Source organism: Streptomyces cinereospinus, assembly GCF_042430725.1.
Lineage (GTDB): Bacteria > Actinomycetota > Actinomycetes > Streptomycetales > Streptomycetaceae > Streptomyces > Streptomyces cinereospinus.
In genome coordinates, this window is the sequence record NZ_JBHMCY010000031.1 from 1 (window position 1) to 18,419 (window position 18,419).

General features: G+C 74.3%; 13 protein-coding genes and 1 riboswitch. Of the genes, 6 read left to right on the forward strand and 7 right to left on the reverse strand.

Going from position 1 to position 18,419, the window contains the following annotated elements; all coding sequences use genetic code 11:
- Positions 1–505: 505 nt before the first annotated feature.
- Complete coding sequence (locus ACFF45_RS17560) at positions 506–1,054, reverse strand: MarR family winged helix-turn-helix transcriptional regulator (RefSeq protein ID WP_381347019.1); 549 nt, start codon at positions 1,052–1,054, stop codon at positions 506–508.
- A 139-nt stretch (positions 1,055–1,193) separates the two neighbouring features.
- On the opposite strand from ACFF45_RS17560, the gene ACFF45_RS17565 reads away from it, so the two are divergent.
- Positions 1,194–2,471, forward strand: a complete 1,278-nt coding sequence (locus tag ACFF45_RS17565) for an MFS transporter (protein WP_381347146.1) — start codon at positions 1,194–1,196, stop codon at positions 2,469–2,471.
- Positions 2,472–2,496: 25 nt separating this feature from the next.
- On the opposite strand, the gene ACFF45_RS17570 is transcribed toward ACFF45_RS17565, so the two are convergent.
- Together ACFF45_RS17570 and ACFF45_RS17575 are read right to left on the reverse strand one after the other, a co-directional pair.
- On the reverse strand, positions 2,497–4,143 hold the full coding sequence (locus ACFF45_RS17570; protein WP_381347020.1) for an ATP-binding SpoIIE family protein phosphatase: 1,647 nt from the start codon (positions 4,141–4,143) through the stop codon (positions 2,497–2,499).
- A 240-nt stretch (positions 4,144–4,383) separates the two neighbouring features.
- Positions 4,384–5,745 (reverse strand): NAD(P)/FAD-dependent oxidoreductase, encoded by a 1,362-nt coding sequence (locus tag ACFF45_RS17575; protein WP_381347147.1) that lies wholly within the window; start codon positions 5,743–5,745, stop codon positions 4,384–4,386.
- A gap of 456 nt (positions 5,746–6,201) precedes the next feature.
- On the opposite strand from ACFF45_RS17575, the gene ACFF45_RS17580 reads away from it, so the two are divergent.
- On the forward strand, positions 6,202–6,951 hold the full coding sequence (locus ACFF45_RS17580) for a TetR/AcrR family transcriptional regulator (RefSeq protein ID WP_381347021.1): 750 nt from the start codon (positions 6,202–6,204) through the stop codon (positions 6,949–6,951).
- A gap of 306 nt (positions 6,952–7,257) precedes the next feature.
- On the opposite strand, the gene ACFF45_RS17585 is transcribed toward ACFF45_RS17580, so the two are convergent.
- Complete coding sequence (locus tag ACFF45_RS17585; protein ID WP_381347022.1) at positions 7,258–7,401, reverse strand: hypothetical protein; 144 nt, start codon at positions 7,399–7,401, stop codon at positions 7,258–7,260.
- A gap of 200 nt (positions 7,402–7,601) precedes the next feature.
- Positions 7,602–9,692, reverse strand: coding sequence for an asparagine synthase-related protein (locus ACFF45_RS17590; protein WP_381347023.1), 2,091 nt, complete (start codon positions 9,690–9,692; stop codon positions 7,602–7,604).
- Between the two features lie 744 nt (positions 9,693–10,436).
- Between ACFF45_RS17590 and ACFF45_RS17595 the strand changes: the two genes are divergently transcribed.
- The 4 genes from ACFF45_RS17595 to ACFF45_RS17610 all read left to right on the forward strand — a co-directional run bounded on the left by ACFF45_RS17595 (position 10,437) and on the right by ACFF45_RS17610 (position 15,668).
- Complete coding sequence (locus ACFF45_RS17595; protein ID WP_381347025.1) at positions 10,437–11,861, forward strand: NsdA family TPR-like regulatory protein; 1,425 nt, start codon at positions 10,437–10,439, stop codon at positions 11,859–11,861.
- Between the two features lie 126 nt (positions 11,862–11,987).
- Positions 11,988–13,226: an L-2-hydroxyglutarate dehydrogenase gene (lhgD, locus tag ACFF45_RS17600; RefSeq protein ID WP_381347027.1), complete on the forward strand. Its 1,239-nt coding sequence runs from the start codon at positions 11,988–11,990 to the stop codon at positions 13,224–13,226.
- A gap of 266 nt (positions 13,227–13,492) precedes the next feature.
- Complete coding sequence (gene trmB / locus ACFF45_RS17605) at positions 13,493–14,293, forward strand: tRNA (guanosine(46)-N7)-methyltransferase TrmB (RefSeq protein WP_381347028.1); 801 nt, start codon at positions 13,493–13,495, stop codon at positions 14,291–14,293.
- Positions 14,294–14,348: 55 nt separating this feature from the next.
- The gene (locus ACFF45_RS17610; protein ID WP_381347029.1) at positions 14,349–15,668 is read left to right on the forward strand and encodes a PrsW family intramembrane metalloprotease; all 1,320 of its coding nucleotides are present in this window, start codon (positions 14,349–14,351) and stop codon (positions 15,666–15,668) included.
- 77 nt (positions 15,669–15,745) lie between these two features.
- On the opposite strand, the gene ACFF45_RS17615 is transcribed toward ACFF45_RS17610, so the two are convergent.
- Together ACFF45_RS17615 and ACFF45_RS17620 are read right to left on the reverse strand one after the other, a co-directional pair.
- Positions 15,746–16,795 (reverse strand): M23 family metallopeptidase, encoded by a 1,050-nt coding sequence (locus ACFF45_RS17615; RefSeq protein WP_381347030.1) that lies wholly within the window; start codon positions 16,793–16,795, stop codon positions 15,746–15,748.
- A 12-nt stretch (positions 16,796–16,807) separates the two neighbouring features.
- Positions 16,808–16,986, reverse strand: a riboswitch (cyclic di-AMP (ydaO/yuaA leader).
- A gap of 191 nt (positions 16,987–17,177) precedes the next feature.
- Positions 17,178–18,299 carry a PP2C family protein-serine/threonine phosphatase gene (locus ACFF45_RS17620; RefSeq protein ID WP_381347031.1) on the reverse strand — a complete coding sequence of 374 codons (1,122 nt, stop codon included), beginning with the start codon at positions 18,297–18,299 and terminating at the stop codon, positions 17,178–17,180.
- Between the last annotated feature and the right edge of the window lie 120 nt (positions 18,300–18,419).

Genomic DNA, 18,419 nt, shown 5'->3' on the forward strand with positions numbered 1-18,419 from the left:
CGGTCGCTTCCTTTGTACTCACCCTCTCGGGCTTTCCTCCGGGCTTCCCTTCGGTCCTGCGTTTCCGACTCTATCAGATCTTCACTCGACCCGATTTCCTCGGTGCTTTCCAGGATCCCGCTCTCGCGTTTCCCTTTCCGGCGCTTCCGACTCTATCAGAACCTTTTCGGCCTGATTCCCAGTCAGCGGGGTGCGTCTTCCCGGCCGTTAAGCCGTTCCGACGTCCGAAACCCTAGCGGATCCGCTCGGCGATTCCCAATCGAGTCGACCGGGTCGCCGATTCCCGGCGGAATTCAATTCCGGGCGCGCCGGAACTGACCCCGTCAGGAGATCGCGCTGTGGTGTGGTGTGCCGCTCTCGCGGCGGGAGGTGCGGCCGGAGAACCGTTACGGCTCCGCGGCAACCCGAAGAACTCTACGGATCGGGCGGGGGCGCTGTCAAGCATCCCTCGTCCATCTTCTGTCCGTGCCCCGTCCACTCCCCTGTGAGGAGCCGTCGGCCCCGGTCAGTCGAGGTCGCTGAGGCGGCCGCCGGCGTCCGGCTGGGCGTGCTCGACCCGGCGCAGGAGCCTGGTCAGGACCTCGCCGAGGGTCGTGCGCTCGTCCGGGGAGAGGTCTTGGAGGAGGTCCTCCTCGAAGACGGACGCGAGCCGCATCGCCGCGAGCCACTTCTCACGGCCCTCCGACGTCAGCTCCACGATCACCCGGACGCGGTTGTTCTCGTCCCGCTCCCGGGTCACCAGTCCCTCGCCGACCATGCGGTCGATCCGGTGGGTCATCGCGGCCGGCGTCAGTCCGAGGCGCTTGGCGAGGTCGCCGGGGCCCATCCGGTAGGGGGCGCCGGACAGGACGAGGGCCTTGAGGACCTCCCAGTCGGCGTTGCTGATGCCGAGGTCGGCGGTCTGGCGGCCGTAGGCGACGTTCATGCGGCGGTTCAGCCGGGACAGCGCCGAGACGATCTTCTCGACCTGGGGGTCGAGGTCCTGGAACTCGCGCTGGTAGGCGGCGATCTGCTCTTCGAGGGTCGGCTCGGTGACGCCGGGGGTGTCGCCCATGGGTCGAAGTATGGCACGAGGGTCGTTGGCGTTGAAGTCCTTCTATGTGTACTCTTTAGTATTGAAATTTAGCTTCGAAGTCTTCACGTCTAACCACTGGAGCTGCACGATCTTGGAAGAGGTGAACGTGACCAGGGCGATGGGCGCAGCGATGCACCGGGTCCACGTGGGTAACGCACTCAGCGCCTTCGGGCTCGGCTTCACCGTCCCCTACCTGTACGTCTATGTGGCGCAGGTGCGGGGGCTGGGGGCCGTGACGGCGGGGCTCGTCCTCGCCGTCTTCGCCGTTGCCGCGCTGATCGTGCTGCCGTTCGCCGGGCGGGCCCTCGTCCGGCGGGGTTCGCTGCCGGTGCTGCTCGCCGCCCTGGTCACCGCTGCCGCCGGGGCGCTGAGCCTGGGGCTCACGGGCAACGCGACCGCCGTGCTGGCGTCGGCGGCCGCGCTGGGTGCCGGGCAGGCCGTGTTGCAGCCCGCGCTGGCGACGATGATCGTTGACTGCTCGTCGGCGGAGACGCGGTCGCGGGCGTTCGCCACGCAGTTCTTCCTGCAGAACCTGGGGCTGGGGGTCGGCGGGCTCATCGGAGGGCACCTGGTCGACGCGACGCGGGTGTCGTCGTTCACGCTGTTGTTCGCGATCGAGGCGGCGATGTTCCTGCTGCTGGTCGCGGTGCTGGCGAGCGTGCGGATGCCGCGGGCGCCGCGGATCGAGGAGACGCCGGCGGCGGCCGGGGCCGCCGGGGGCAGCTGGAAGCAGCTGCTGCGGAATCGGGCGATGGTGCAGCTGTGCGTGCTCGGGTTCGTGCTGTTCTTCGCCTGCTACGGGCAGTTCGAGTCGGGGCTCAGCGCGTACGGCGTCGAGGCGGCCGGGGTCTCCACGTCCGCGCTCGGGACGGCGCTGGCCGCGAACACCGCGGTGATCGTCGTGGCGCAGTTCCTGGTGCTGAGGTTCGTGGAGCGGCGGCGGCGGTCGCGGGTGATCGCCGCGGTGGGGCTGATCTGGGCCGTGGCGTGGGTCGCCGCGGGATACGCCGGACTCGGGCACGGCAGCCGGGAGATGGCGACGGCCGCCTTCGTCTCGACCTACGCGCTGTTCGGGCTGGGTGAGGCGATGCTGTCGCCGACGGTGGCCCCGCTGGTCGCCGATCTCGCTCCGAAGGGCATGGCGGGGCAGTACAACTCCGCCTTCGCGCTGGTGAAGCAGCTGGCACTGGCCGTGGGGCCGGCCGTGGGCGGGCCCATGGGGGCCTCGCTGCACGCGCCGTACATCGTGACGTTCCTGCTGTTCTCGCTGGGGATCACCGTCCTCGCCGTGCGGCTGGGGCGGCGGCTGACCGAGGCGCAGGACCAGCCGTGGGCGGCGCGCAGCCGGGTGGTGACGCGGGGCGGGGCCGCGGAGCCGGTGCCGGCGGAGGCCTAGTAGGAGCCGGCCCTCGGCGGTGTCCTCACGACGGTTTGTTCGGCAGTGCGAACTCGCACCACACCGCCTTCCCACCGCCGGGGGTTCTCCGGCAGCCCCAGGCCGAGGCGATCGTCGCCACGATCGCGATGCCCCGGCCCGACTCGTCGCCCGGTTCCGCGCGGCGGCGGCGTGGGAGGTGGTCGTCGCCGTCGGTGACCTCGATGATCAGGCGGCGGTCGGTGCGGCGCAGACGCAGGCGCATGGGCGGGGTGCCGTGCTGGAGGGAGTTGGCGACGAGTTCGCTGGCGGCCAGCACGCCCAGGTCGTGCAGGTCGGCCGGGAAGCGCCAGCTGGTGAGGACACCGGAGGCGAAGGCACGCGCGCGGGGAGCCGCCTCGACGCCGCCGAGCAGTTCCAGGGCGGCGTTGCGGAAGAGGTCGCCGTCGATGCCGGTGCGGGCCGGGTGCTGGAGGACCAGGACGGCCACGTCGTCGTCGTGGCCGGCGGTGACGCCCGCCGAGCGGAGCAGGCGGTCGCAGATCACCTGGGGTGTGCCCGTGGCGCCGGCCAGGGCGTGCTGCAGGGCCTCGATGCCCTCGTCGAGGTCCGCGTCCCGGCGTTCGACCAGTCCGTCCGTGTAGAGGACGGCCGTGGAGCCGGGGGCGAGGGGGACGGAGCCCGAGGCGTGCATCCAGCCGCCGGTGCCCAGGGGCGGGCCGGTGGGTTCGTCGGCGCGCAGGACGGTGCCGTGCTCGTCGCGGACGAGGATGGGGAGGTGGCCGGCGGAGGCGTACACCAGCCGGCCCTCGTTCGGGTCGTGGATGGCGTACACGCAGGTGGCGATCTGGTTGGCGTCGATCTCGGTGGCGAGGCCGTCGAGGAGCTGGAGGATCTCGTGCGGGGGGAGGTCGAGGCGGGCGTACGCGCGGACGGCCGTGCGGAGCTGGCCCATGACCGCCGCGGCGCGGACGCCGCGGCCCATGACGTCGCCGATGACCAGGGCGGTGCGGCCGCCGCCGAGGGTGATCACGTCGTACCAGTCGCCGCCGACGGCGGTCTCCGTGCCGCCCGGCTGGTAGGCGACGGCGATGCGCAGGTCGTCCGGTTGTTCGAGCTCCTGGGGGAGGAGGGAGCGCTGGAGGGTGACGGCCGTCTCGCGCTGGCGGCGTTCGCTGGCTCTGAGCCGTTCGGCGGCCTCGGCGTGGTCGGTGACGTCGGTGGCGAAGATAAGGACGCCCGCTCCGTCGCCGTCGGCCACAGGGGTGCAGGTGAAGGTGTAGCAGCGGCCGTCGGGGGCCTTGCGGGACTTGACCGTGCGGGGCTTGCCGCTGCGCAGGACCTGGTCGAGCAGGGGCAGCAGGCCCAGGTCGCGGAGCTCGGGGAGGGCCTCGCCGGCCGGTTCGCCCGCCGGGCGGCCGCCGAAGGCGGTGGCGTAGGCGTCGTTGACGTAGGCGAGGCGGTGGTCGGGGCCGTGGACGAGGGCGACCAGGGCGGGGACGCGTTCGAGGACCGCGCGGACCGGCAGTTCGTCGACGGCGGGGGCCGGCGGGGCGTCGTCGGTCAGGTGTTCGGCGCGGGCCGCGGGGACGGAGCCGTCCCCCCGGCGGTCATGGGTGACCGCCGGGTCGGTCCGCGCTGCTGCGCGACGCTGCGTTCCGGGGAGCCGGGCGCTCCAGCGCGTGAAGTTCACGAATCCTTGCCTCGTGTAGTCGTCGTCGACCGGCTCCGGACCAGGCCCGGTCCCCCGGGGGGTGGCGCGGCGGTGGCTCGTCACGACCCCTGGGAAGTGCAGCACTGGGGAAAAGCCTCGTGGGTTCGGTGGGCAGGGTGGGCGGCGGTCCGCCCTGACGCGCGGACCAGTCTGACAGGGTGGCCGACCGGGTCGACATCCGTCAGACGCCGGGGTGGCCGCGAGAGTTCCTCGGGAGGGTCAGGTCGACCCCTTCGGGTCGTAAGGAGGCTTTCCCCCGGCCGCGAGTTCGAACTCCGCTCGGGGGTGTTCGAGTGAACCGAGGGAGACGACCTCCCGCTTGAAGAGGCCCGCGAGGATCCATTCGGCGAGTACGCGCGCCTTGCGGTTGACGGTCGGCACCCTGCTCAGGTGGTAGGCCCGGTGCATGACCCACGCGGGGTAGCCCTTCACCTTGTGCCCGTAGACGTGGGCGACGCCCTTGTGCAGCCCGAGGGAGGCGACCGAGCCGACGTACTTGTGGGCGTACGTCTCCAGGGGCTCGCCGCGCAGGGAGTGGACGATGTTGTCGCCGAGCACCTTCGCCTGGCGGAGCGCGTGCTGGGCGTTGGGGGCGCACTCCGGGCGCGATGCGCCGGGCGAGCCGGGTGCGGCGGTGGCGGTGACGGCGGTGGTCTCGGGGGCGGCCGTGACGTCGGGGACGGCGGCGGCGTCACCGGCGGCCCACGCGTGCGCGTGCCCCTCGATCGCCAGCTCCGGGGTGCACTTCAGGCGGCCCCGGCCGGTGCGCGGCAGGTCGGTGGCGGCGAGCAGCGGATGGGGTTTGACGCCGGCCGTCCAGACGACCGTACGGGTGGGGAACCGCTGTCCGTCGCTGAGCACCGCCACCCGGTCGGCGCAGGACTCCAGGCGGGTCTCCAGCAGCACCTGGACGTTGCGGCGGCGCAGCTCGGTGACCGTGTAGCGGCCGAGGTCCTCGCCGACCTCGGGGAGGATGCGGCCGGAGGCCTCGACGAGGATCCACTTCAGGTCCTCGGGACCGACGTTGTGGTAGTAGCGGGTGGCGTGGCGGGCCATGTCCTCCAGCTCGCCGAGCGCCTCGACGCCGGCGTAGCCGCCGCCGACGAAGACGAAGGTGAGGGCCGCGTCGCGCAGGGCGGGGTCGCGGGTGGAGGAGGCGATGTCCAGCTGCTCCAGGACGTGGTTGCGCAGGCCGATGGCCTCCTCGACGGTCTTGAAGCCGATGCCGTGGTCGGCGAGGCCGGGGACGGGCAGGGTGCGCGCGACCGAGCCGGGGGCGAGCACCAGTTCGTCGTACGGCAGCCGCTCCGTGGGGGCGCCGTCCTCGGCGGCGAGGGTGGTGACGGTGGCCAGGCGTTCGGCGTGCCGGACGGAGCGGACCTCGCCCACGATCACCCGGCAGTCGGGCAGGACCCGGCGCAGCGGCACGACGACGTGGCGCGGGGAGATGGAACCGGCGGCCGCCTCGGGGAGGAACGGCTGGTAGGTCATGTAGGGGTCGGGCGTGACGACCGTGATCTCGGCCTCGCCCCGGCGCAGTTCCCGCCGCAGTCCGCGCTGCAGGCGCAGGGCCGTGTACATCCCGACGTAGCCGCCACCGACAACGAGAATGCGCGCACGTTCCTTCACCGTCCCATGACGCACCCGGCGCTTCCGTTTGTCCACAGCCCCGGCGATGTGTGTGACCGGGCTGGGAGCGCGCCCATGGTTGGCCGAAACGGCCCGGTGTGCGGGAGCCGCGCAGGTCAGCGGGTGTGAGCCGGGTGGGGCGAGGGGGTGTGATGGGGATGTATACGACCCGTACGCCGATCGGGGGGCGCTCCGTGCGGAACGTGCCCCTTCTGAATTGACTGTCTCTCAACTATGTTCGTGTGTCGACGGGGTGTAGGGGGATGCGCTCGTCGGCTTTCGGGGTTCGCGACGGGCGGGCCCGGCGGCCGGCGGGCCGGGTCACGGTAGGGGCCTGTTCCCCGCGCCCTCCGACCACCTGTGCGGGGAGTGTCTCCGGGGGGAGACGTCATTACCGGGGGAATTCGTATGCATATTCAGGACTCTCGTTGGTCAACCGTGACGGCCGTCGCCCCTGGTGGCGCGGTCGCCGCGGCGGCGGGCAACGGACGCGGGGACGGCCCGCGGACCGCGCCGCTGCGGGTGGACGCACAGCGCAACCTCGAACATGTACTGCGGGCCGCGCGCGAGGTCTTCGGCGAGCTGGGGTACGGCGCGCCGATGGAGGACGTGGCACGCCGCGCGCGGGTCGGCGTCGGCACGGTCTACCGACGCTTCCCGAGCAAGGACGTCCTGGTGCGGCGGATCGCCGAGGAGGAGACCTCCCGGCTGACCGACCAGGCCCGGGCGGCGCTCGGCCAGGAGGACGAGCCCTGGTCGGCCCTGTCGCGCTTCCTGCGCACGTCGGTGGCGTCCGGCGCCGGGCGCCTGCTGCCGCCGCAGGTGCTGCGCGTCGGTGTCGCCGAGGAGGACGAGGGCGACGCGGCGCGCGTGCCGCAGCAGCGGACGCAGCCGGGCGCCGGTGAGCTGCGGCTGGTGCCGGAGGCGTCGGCGGCAGCCGAGGGCGACGCCGGGGCGGCGGCCCTGCTCGACGTGGTGGGCCGGCTCGTGGAGCGGGCGCGCGCGGCGGGTGAGCTGCGGCCGGACGTGTCGGTCTCGGACGTCCTGCTGGTGATCGCGACGGCGGCGCCCCCGCTGCCGGACGCGGCGCAGCAGGCGGCGGCCTCGGCGCGGCTGCTGGACATCCTCCTGGAGGGTCTGCGGTCGCGGCCGGTGTGACGGTGGGTGCGGGCCGGCGTGGGCGCGGCCGCCGTCCCGGCGTCCGTGCCCGCACCGGCCCGTCCTCACCCGTGTCCGGTCGCGGACGGCTGAGCACCGGCACCGGCTCGCGAGAGCACGCCACGGACGGGCGGACGGTCCGCGCGACCGCCTCCGGGCACCGGCCGCTGCGGCAGCCCGACCCCTGTTCGGCACGGACTGGGCAGGCGGCGGGGGCTGACCGGCCAGGTGCTCGCGCCGGGCGGAGTGCGCCCCGTAAGCGGCCACGCTCCGGACGGTGGTGAGACCCGTCCCGCCCGTCAACGCTCATCGCGGGACGGCTTCGCGGTGTTCGCCGCGCAGGCCGGCCGGGCCTCCGAGGACCGGACAGGCCCGTACGGCGTACTCGGGGCCGCGGGCGCCGCGTACCGCCCGCAGCACACGGGCGAAGACCCGCGCGGTGTCCGGCACCGACACCCTGGGCCTGGGGGCGGACGTGCGCGCCGTGCACGCGGCCGGGCAGTCCCCGGCCACGCGGGCGTTCCGTTCGCTGCCGGTGCGCCGGCAGGCCGTGCCGTGGCACACCGGGGTCGAGGACGAGTCGCCGAGCGAGGCCGCCCAGCTCTTCGGGCTCGACGCCGGCGGAGTCCGCGTTCACCTGCGCGTGTCCGTCACGCGCCGGACGCCAGGGCCCCCCGACGCGGAGCGATCCCCGCGGGCACCGCACGCGCGCGGGCGGGTGTCCCGGTCCAGCAGGTGCCCCGCCGGGCCAGCAGCCGCCGCAGCCACAGCTCCAGGGAGACCAGGTCCGCCAGGCCGTCCAGGGGCAGCGGCTCGCCCTGGGTGGCCGCGCGCAGTGCCTTGCGGACGACCCGGGCCTCGACCAGGCCCGCCTCCGCCAGCAGGGGCGTGTCGAACAGCGCCATCAGGGAGTCGACCGCCACCCTCAGCCCGGCCCGCGCGGCGGCCGCCGCCGGCGCCTGCGAGGGGGCGCCCCAGCCGGGTGGGAGGTCGGTGATGCCGGCCCCTCGCAGGACCGTGCGCAGGATCGCCGCGCGGGCGCCGGGCTGGACCCGCAGGGCCTCGGGCAGGGCGCGGCAGGCGCGGACGACCTGGTTGTCGAGGAACGGCGCGTGCAGCCGCTGGAAGCGGATCTCGGCGGCCTGTTCGAGTACCCGCAGGTCCGCCGCCGTGCGCGCGAGCGCCGCCCGCGCGCGGAAGTCGCCCGGCCGCTGGCCGGGTCCCAGCCCGGCGCCGGAGCGATGGGCCGACCCCTGCAAGCGAATCGATACTTCAGCCAGTGCCTCCCCCGTCAGCCAGCGCGCCGCCGGTCCCGGTCTGGCCCAGGTCAGCGCGGCGAGCGAGGCACCGACCGCGCCACCCGGCTCCTCGAAGCGCTTGTGCAGCAGCCGCTCGGCGAGGCCCTCCAGTCCGGAGCCGTACGGGGTGCGGGCCAGCCGCCGTGCCGCCGCGTACACGCGCGCGGGGACCAGTACCGAGCCGTCGGCCTTGGCCAGGGCGGCGACCGGACGGACCAGGTGCCGCCGCTGCCGGTCCATCAGCAGGTCGGCGAGGCGGGCGGGGTGGGCGTCCAGCACCTGGCGGGCGCCGTAGCCGGTGAGGTGGTCCGCGCTGCCGGAGGCGAGCCGGGCGCGGTGCCGGACGGCGCTGACCAGGCTGGGGCCGGGTTCGTCGGTGAGGGCGCCGTCGAGGGTGGCGTACGGCAGGGTCTCCTCGCCGCCCGTCACCACCACGTGGTGGAAGCGGGGGTCGGCGGCCAGCGCGCCCGCCCGCTGGAGCTCGGCCTCCCGGCCGCCCACCGCCAGGTCGTTGAAGGTGACCGCCAGCAGCCGCTCGCCCGCGCCCGTGCCGTGTCCCAGGACGGTGCCCGGCGTGCCCGGCAGCCCGGCCGCCAGCAGCGCCAGCGTTCCCGAGGCGGGCCCGCCGGACAGGTCCGCTCCGATGCCGGGCACCGGCATCCCGCGCGCGGCACGCCGTTCGGCGGGGCCCATGCCGGGGACCGGCCCGGGGTCGATGTCGGCGCCGGGGACGTGCCGGGGGGCGGCGAGGCGGGCGCGGACGGCCTCGACGAGGGCGTCCCGGACGGCGTCGACCGCGTGGTCGGGGTCGGCGGGCGGGGCGGCGACGGCGAGGGAGGCGACCGGCTCGTACCCGGCGACCTCGCGCGCCCCGGCGCGCAGGATGAGCGCATGCCCCGGCGGAATGCGCCGTACGCCGTCGTAGGGGGTGGAGTCGTGCAGCGCGGCCGGCACGTCGGGGGCGGCCAGCACCGCGGCGAGGTGCCCGAAGTCGAGGTTGGCCTCGACGAGGTCGGCCAGCGGCAGCGCGGCGGTCGCGTAGGCGGTGCCGCCCGCCCAGGGAGTGTGGAACACCGGCCGGGCGCCCGCCAGATCGCCGCAGACGGTGATGCGCCGGCCGGCCTGGACGACCGCCGTGTAGCTGCCCGGCCAGGCCGTCAGATGGCGAAGTGCCCCTCCGCGCGCGGTCAGCAGCCCCAGGCGCAGTTCCTCGTCGGTCGCGCCGCAGATTCCGAGGACGGCGATCCGGGTCTGCGCGTCGGCCGTGACCAGCCGCACCTCGTCGGGGCGCCAGTCGCCGACCGCCCACAGCGGATCCGGGTCGCCCCACAGGAGTTGGGAGCCGACCGGGTGCAGCGTCTCGCCGTCGTGGCCGGTCGCCCCCGCGGAACCGATCTCGGCGGCTCCCGCGGCGGTGCTGCTCCACCCCACCAACCACCGCATCGACGCCTCCACAGACTGTGGACAACCAGTGCACCGCACGAACCGGCTCACCATGCTGCCACGAAGAACGCGCCGCGGAGCGGCGGCGGCGCCGCTTGTGATCCCCCGAATGCGCCCCGCGCGCCGCCTCGCGCGACCCCGGGATGCCCAGGGGATACCCGGGAAGCCGTCCGGCGACGCGCTGCGAAGCATGCCAACGGCGGTGGGCCCCCGGGGACTTCGACGCGAATGCGCCCCCGACACGCCCCCCGAAGGCCCTCAACGCGCCCCGAACTCCATGGTGGAGGCGGGGATTCACCCACAGCCGACAGGGTTGCTTTTCGGCCAAATCGACGTCGAGCAAATGCGCGTGCATGCGTTTCGTGCACGCTCCGTACAGGCTCTGCGCACCGCCACACGCACGCACGGTCCGGGAGGCGGGGTTCGCCTCCCGGACCGGTCCGCCGCCCGCGGGGATGGAGGCGGCGGTGTCCCCCAGCCCACTGGTCCAGTACAGCGGGCCGACCCACGCGAAGCCATGGAACCGCTCCCGCGGTGGCCGGAGAAGAGCGCACGGGCGGGCGCACGGCCACACAGCGGGAGCACACCACAACTGTGCGTACCGGGCGCGCAGTTCCGTACGGACCACAATCCCGCCATCCGGAACAATGCCCCTTAACGCTTGGCATGCGGCGAACTACGCTGTGTTTACGAATGCCGAGTGGTTATGCCATCGCGGCAGCCGTCTGTGTCGAGGGGTGGCGCATGTCCAGGGAGCAACGCGGGCCGAACGAAAAGCTCGGCACCGTTCTCGCCCTCGCGGGAATCAGCAACGCGGGTCTCGCACGGCGGGTCAACGACCTAGGCGCCCAACGCGGGCTGACGCTTCGCTACGACAAGACGTCGGTGGCGCGCTGGGTGTCGAAGGGCATGGTGCCGCAGGGCGCCGCGCCGCACCTCATCGCGGCCGCGATCGCCCAGAAGCTGGGCCGGCCGGTGCCGCTGCACGAGATCGGCCTGGCGGACGCGGACCCCGCGCCGGAGGTCGGTCTCGCCTTCCCCCGGGACGTCGGACAGGCGGTGCGGACGGCGACGGAGCTGTACCGCCTCGACCTGGCCGGCCGCCGGGCCGGCTCCGGCGGCATCTGGCAGTCGCTCGCCGGGTCGTTCGCAGTGAGCGCATACGCAACGCCCGCCTCACGATGGCTGATAACCCCGGCCGACGGTTCGGTCGCGCGCGAGGCGAACCCGGCGGAAGGTTCCGGCGCACCGAACAAAGTCGGCCACAGCGACGTGCAGAAGCTGCGCGAGGCCGCCGAGGACGCCAGGCGCTGGGACTCCAAGTACGGTGGCGGCGACTGGCGTTCGTCGATGGTGCCGGAGTGCCTGCGGGTGGAGGCGGCACCGCTGCTGCTCGGCTCGTACTCCGACGAGGTCGGCCGCGCCCTGTTCGGCGCCTCCGCCGAACTCACCCGCCTCGCCGGGTGGATGGCGTTCGACACCGGCCAGCAGGAGGCCGCCCAGCGGTACTACATCCAGGCGCTGCGCCTGGCCCGCGCGGCGGCGGACGTCCCCCTGGGGGGCTACGTCCTGGCATCGATGTCCCTCCAGGCGACCTACCGCGGCTTCGGCGACGAGGGCGTCGACCTCGCCCAGGCCGCGCTGGAGCGCAACCGGGGGCTGGCCACCGCCCGCACCATGAGCTTCTTCCGTCTCGTCGAGGCCCGCGCACACGCGCGCGCGGGAGACGCCCAGGCCGCCGGCGCGGCCCTGAAGGCGGCCGAGAGCTGGCTGGAGCGGTCCCGCGACGGCGACCACGACCCGTCCTGGCTCGGCTTCTACTCCTACGACCGGTTCGCCGCCGACGCGGCGGAGTGCTACCGGGACCTGAAGGCGCCGCGGCAGGTGCGGCGGTTCACCGAGCAGGCGCTGTCCAGGCCGACGGAGGAGTTCGTCCGCTCGCACGGGCTGCGCCTCGTCGTGTCCGCGGTCGCCGAACTGGAGTCCGGGAACCTCGACGCGGCGTGCGCGCAGGGGGTGCGGGCCGTGGAGGTCGCCGGGCGCATATCGTCCGCCCGGACCACGGAGTACGTGCGGGACCTGCTGCACCGGCTGGAACCGTACGGGGACGAGCCGCGGGTGGTGGAGCTGCGGGAGCGGGCCCGGCCCCTGCTGATGGCCCCGGCGTAGGGGCGGGGTCCGGCCGGGTCCGCCCGGCCGGCGCCGTCCTGGGGCGGGGGCCCGTGTGCGGCTGCTCACGCGGTTCGCCGCGCCCTGGTGGAGGCCGGCGGGTTTCGCGGCGTTGTCAGTGGCGCAGTGCACTATCGGAAGCGGGAGGTGGTGCGGGTGCGGGCGAGCGGCTACGACTGCGACGTGCTGGTGATCGGCGGCGGGATCGTCGGCCTGTCGGCGGCGTACGCGATCACACGCGCCGCGCCGGGGACGCGGGTGACCGTGCTGGAGAAGGAGACGGGCCCGGCCCGGCACCAGACGGGGCGCAACAGCGGCGTCATCCACAGCGGGATCTACTACCGACCCGGCTCCCTCAAGGCGCGCTACGCGGTGCGGGGCGCCGCGGAGATGGTGAAGTTCTGCGCCGAGTACGACATCGCGCACACCGTCACCGGCAAGCTGATCGTCGCCACCGAGCGCGCGGAGCTGCCCCGGCTGCACGCGCTCGTGCAGCGCGGCCGGGAGAACGGCATTCCGGTGCGCGAACTGGTCGCGGCCCAGATCGCGGAGTACGAGCCGGAGGTGCGCGGCCTCGCGGCGATACACGTCGGGACGACCGGGGTGTGCGACTTCGGCGCGGTCGCGCACCGGCTGGCCGAGGCGTCGGGTGCGGAGATCCGCTACGGCGCGCGGGCGCTGCGCATCGACCGGCGCCCGGAGCGGGGGGTCGCCGTGCGGACCGCGGACGGCGCCGTGGTGCGCGGGCGGGTGCTGGTGAACTGCGCCGGACTGCACTGCGACGAGGTGGCCCGGATGACCGGGGACGACCCCGGCATGCGGATCGTCCCCTTCCGTGGGGAGTACTACGAGCTGGCGCGGCCCGGACTGGTGCGCGGCCTGGTCTATCCGGTCCCCGACCCGGCGTTCCCGTTCCTCGGCGTGCACCTCACGCGCGGCATCGACGGCGGGGTCCACGTCGGCCCGAACGCCGTGCCCGCGCTCGCCCGCGAGGGCTACGGCTGGGGCGTGGTCCGGCCCCGCGAGCTGGCCCGGACGCTGGCCTGGCCCGGCGCCTGGCGGATGGCGGGCCGGCACTGGCGGTACGGGGGCGGTGAGCTGTGGCGTTCGGTGTCGAAGCCCGCGTTCACCGAGGCGGTGCGGCGGCTGCTGCCCGCGGTGACCGGGCAGGACCTGGTCCCGGCGGCGGCCGGGGTACGCGCCCAGGCCGTGCTCCGGGACGGCACGCTGGTGGACGACTTCCTGATCCGCGAGGGAGCGCGGGCCGTGCACGTGCTGAACGCCCCGTCACCCGCGGCGACGGCCTCCCTGCCGATCGGCCGGGAGGTGGCCCGCCGGGCACTGACCGCACTGGGCCGCACATGAGCCCCGTCACTCGCCCGCACGCCCGGATCCCCGTCACCCGACCGAACACCCGGATCACCGGCCCGAACCCCGTCACCCGCCCCAGCACCCGAATCCCGGACCCGAACCCCGTCACCCGCCCCAGCACCCGAACCCCGGACCCGAACCCCGTACGCGCCGCCGGTCGAGGCACACGCCCCGCACGGCCGCCCGAGCGGCCGGGGCCGCCGTCCCGGGGTGCGGGCCCGGCCGCGTCCGCGACCGCACCCCGTAAAATCGAACCCACTGTGTCTGACTCCCTGAACACCCCCGCAGCCCCCCACCACACCCCTGAGGGCGCTTTCCGCCCTGCCCGGGCCAAGGGCGAGCCGCGCTTCCCGGACGGTCCCCGGGCGGACCCCGCCGGTTCGCACTTCGAGCGGCGGATCCGGAGCTTCCAGCCCCGGCGGAGCCGGGTGACCGCGGGGCAGGCGGACGCGTTGCAGCGGCTGTGGCCGCTGTGGGGGCTGGACATCGACGGCCGGCGGGTGCTGGACCTCACCGAGCTGTTCGGCAACGGCAACCCCGTCGTGCTGGAGATCGGCTTCGGCATGGGCGAGGCCACCGCGCAGATGGCCGCCGCCGACCCGGACACCAACATCCTCGCCGTGGACGTCCACACCCCCGGCCAGGGCAACCTGCTCAACCTCGCCGACCAGGCGGGCCTCCGCAACGTCCGGGTGGCCAACGGCGACGCGATCATCCTGCTGCGCGAGATGCTCGCCCCCGTCTCGCTCGACGGGCTGCGCGTCTTCTTCCCCGACCCCTGGCCGAAGAAGCGGCACCACAAGCGCCGCCTGATCCAGCCGGAGTTCCTCACCCTCGCCGCCGGCCGCCTCAGGTCCGGCGCCCTCCTGCACTGCGCGACCGACTGGGAGCCGTACGCCGAGCAGATGCTGGAGGTGCTCACCGCGCACCCCGCCTTCGACAACACCCGGCCCGACGGGGGCTTCGCCCCCCGCCCCGCCTTCCGCCCGCGCACCCGTTTCGAGGGCCAGGGGCTGGACAAGGGGCACGCGGTGAACGACCTGCTCTTCCGCCGCGTGTGACGGTCAGCCGGAAAACCTGCCCTTGTTCGAACCTTCCCTCGTTAGGGTCAATGCCGTGGTGACCAGTACCCCGTACCCGACGCATCCCGGCGTTCCCCCCGGCGGCCCCCTGCGGCACGCCCACTGGTGGCAGCGGCGGTGGGTGCGGTACGGCGCGCTGATCACGTTGCTGGCCCTGTCCGGACTGGTGATCCTCGCCCTGGTCCGCGAGCAGACCGGCACCGAGGGCTTCCTGGTCGGCCTCGGCCTCGCGGTGCTGCCCGTACCGCTGCTCGTAGCCGCCTTCCGCTGGCTGGACCGGGTCGAGCCCGGCCCCTGGCGGAACCTGCTCTTCGCCTTCTCCTGGGGTGCCTGCGCGGCCGCGCTGATAGCGATCGTCGCGAACAGCTTCGCGACCCGCTGGATAGCGACCGCGACCGCCGACCCGGCCGGTGCGGACACCTGGGGCGCCACCGTCATAGCCCCGGTCGTCGAGGAGTCCGCGAAGGCCGCCGCGATCCTGCTGCTCTTCCTCTTCCGGCGCCGCGAGTTCACCGGCATCCTCGACGGCGTCGTCATCGCCGGCGTCACCGCCACCGGCTTCGCCTTCACCGAGAACATCCTCTATCTCGGCACCGCCTTCGGCACCGACCAGCTCGCCGGCCACAGCGGCATCGCCTCCGTGACGGCCGCGACCTTCTTCGTGCGGGTCGTGATGTCGCCCTTCGCGCACCCCCTGTTCACCGTGCTCACCGGCATCGGCTTCGGCGTGGCCGCGCTCGCCGGGGAGCGCCAGCGGCTGCGCCGGGCCCTGCTGCCACCGGCCGGACTGCTGCTGGCGATGGGCATGCACGCCTTCTGGAACGGCTCGGCCACCTTCGGCGACTACGGCTTCTTCGCGGTGTACGGCGGCTTCATGGTGCCCGCGTTCGGGCTGCTGACCTGGCTGGTGATCTGGACGCGGCAGCGGGAGCTGCGGACCGTCCGCGAGGAGCTCCCGGCCTATGTCGTCGCGGGCTGGCTCGCGCCCGCCGAGCCGTTCGCCCTCGGCTCGATGCGGGCCCGCCGGCTGGCCCGCGAGTACGCCGGGCACCACCTGGGCAGACCGGCCGCCCGGACGGTCGCGCAGTACGAGGCGTACGCCACGTCACTGGCCTTCCTGCGGCACCGGGCCCGCCGGGGCCGCGCCCGCGCGGACTTCGCCCTGCGCGAGGGCGAGCTGCTGCGGGAGCTGTGGCACCGCCGGGAGACCGCCCGCCCGGCGCTGGAGTACGCGGCCCGGGTGACCGCCCCGCCGGTGCCGGTGACGATGCCGCCGGTGTACGGCTGGGCACCGGCGCACGGGCCGTCGGCGCCCCACCCCGCCCACCCCGCGTACAACCCCTACCGGTCGTAGCGCCCGGGGGCGGACAGCCGGAAACGGCGGCGCTGACGTCGGGGGGCGTCAGGACCACCGGGTCCGGGAGAGGCGTGTCAGACGGTGAGGCCCTTGCTCTGCAGCCAGGCCAGCGGGTCGATGCCGCCGCCTCCGCCGGTGTGCACCTCCAGGTGCAGGTGCGCCCCGGTCACGTTGCCCGTCGAGCCGACGCGGCCGATCACCTCACCGGTGGTCACCTGCTGACCGACGCTGACGCCGATCGACGACTGGTGCGCGTACCAGATCTCGGTGCCGTCGTCGAGGGTGAGCACGGTCTTGTAGCCGTACGAGCCGTTCCAGCCGGCCTCGGTGATGGTGCCGCTGTGCACGGCCTTGATGGGTGTGCCGGCCGGCGCGGCGAAGTCGAGGCCCGTGTGGTAGCCGGACGACCACAGCGCACCGGCCTGGCCGAAGGTGGAGGTGAGGGTGTACGAGGAGGTCGGCAGCGCGTACAGCCTGGCCAGCGCGGCGAGGCGCTCGGCCTCGGCCTTCTGGCGGGCCTCCTCCTCGGCCTTCGCCTTGGCGGCGGCGGCCTTCTCCTCGGCCTCCTTCTCCGCCTTGGCCGCGGCATCGGCGGCGGCCTTCTCGGCGGCGGCCAGGGCGTCCGCGGCGGCCTTGCTCTCGACCTGCTCCTGCTGCTGCTCGGCCTGCGCCATGATGCGGGCGCGCAGGGCCTCACCGGCGTCGGTGGTGCCTTCCGCGGTGTCCGCGTCGGTGGTGCCGAGGCTGCTGAGCGGGGTGCCGGCGGCCTCGGTGGTCTCGGAGCCGGTGTCGTCGTCGGTTATCAGCGCGCCGACGGAGGGCAGGTCCGGCATGGAGATCGAAACCGGCGGCTTGCCGCTGTTCGCGCTGGCCATGCCGCCCGCGCCGACCGCGGCGATGACGCCGACGCCGAGGACGGTGGAACTGCGGGCGAGCCCGCCGCCGCGCTGCTTGCTGACGCGGTGCCGGCCGCGTACGGGACGGACGGTCTCCGCGGTGGGGTTCCACTCCTCCCACGGGCCCTCGTCGGCGCGCGGTGCGCCGTAGACGAACGTGTCGGTGCTGTCGTCGGTGCGCTGGCCCGGCACGAACGGGGCAGGGGGGACAGGCCGGTTGGACGCCACGTGGGCGTACTCCTTTCCTTCCTTCTCGCCTACCGGGTTAGCTGACGGGTTCGGAGCAGGAAGGTCTCCTACGCGCGTAATCAAGCCGTACTGGTACGGCGGCATACGCCCGATTCACCCCAAGGTGGTGGTTCCCCGGTTCCCTTGTGCGGCCGGTGAGGGCCCCGCGCGGGATTCGGCGCGTGCGCACGGAGCCGCCTCTGGTGACGGCTGGGACGACCGCGCTGCGTTATCGGACGTTAATAGAACCGGGGCCTGATTTCCAAGCCGTTCCACTTGATCATTAACGAATCCCGCCCGGACGTACAGGCCATGCACGGCGAAAACCGGGCGAGTTGACCGGCATTCAGTACCGTTCCCGTATCTGACTGTGTGTCAGTTGTTATGCGGAGGGCGTTTGTTCGCTCACACCCGGTGACGGGCGCCGGACGGCGAGCAGGGCCATGTCGTCGGTGGCCCCGCCCCCGCTGTGCCGGCGCACGTCGTCGGCCACCACGCACAGCAGTTCGCCCGGCCCGCCGAAGGTGCGGCCGGCCAGCCGGGCCGCCGGGTCGTAGAAGACGCCCTGCGCGTTGCGGGCCTCGGACAGGCCGTCGGTGTAGAGCAGCAGCGTCGCCCCGCCCGGGAAGCGGGACTCCTCCGCGCGGTCCGGCCAGACGCCCAGCTCGCCCATGCCGAGCGGCAGCGCCGGGTCGCGCGCGGACAGCGGGCTCACGGTGCCGTCGGCGTACAGCATCAGGGGCGGCGGATGGCCCCGGTTGAGGATCCGCACCACCCCGTCGCCGTGCGGGATCTCGGCGAGTACGGCGGTGGTGAAGCCCTCGACGGCGTCGATCCCGTCCCGCCGCGTGCCCTCGCGCGCCAGCGCCCGCTCCAGCCGCTGCGCCACCGTCTCCAGCGTCGCCTCGTGCTCGGCGGCCTCCCGGAACGCCCCGATGACCACCGCGACCGCCGCCACCGCCCCCATGCCCTTGCCGCGCACGTCCCCGACCACCAGCCGGATGCCGTACGGGCTGTCCTGGACCGCGTACAGATCACCGCCGATGAAGGCGTCCGCCTGCGCGGCCTCGTACCGCGCGGCGATCTCGAATCCGCCGATCCGTTCCGTCGGTTCCGGCAGCACCGCGAGCTGGGCGGCCTCGGCGATCTCCCGGGCCGAGTCGAGGAGGGCGTTGCTGCGCCGCACGAGCGCGTTGATGAGCACGGCGAGGACGGCCACCGTCGCCACGGTGACCAGCTCGGTGAGCGACTCGACGTGCAGCAGGGTGCCGGCCGCGAGGTCCAGCGCGACGCCCAGGATGACGGCGGCGACGCCGGTGAGGATCGTCGCGCGGCGGGACAGCAGCGGGGCGGCGATCAGGGGGGCGGCGGTGAACAGGGGGGCGGCGGTGAAGCCGCGGGGGGTGAGGTAGTCGTAGCAGGCGCCGATCACGAGGAGCAGGGCGGGGAGGGCGCGGGCGATGGTAGGGGCGTGGGAGACGGGTCGTTCCTCGGCGGGGGGCACGGGGGGTACCGGGGGCACGGGGGGGGGGGGGGGGGGGGGGGGGGGGGGGGGGGGGGGGGGGGGGCGCGGCCGGGACGGCCCGCGCCGGAGGACCCGCCGGGACGGCCCGCGCCGGGCGCG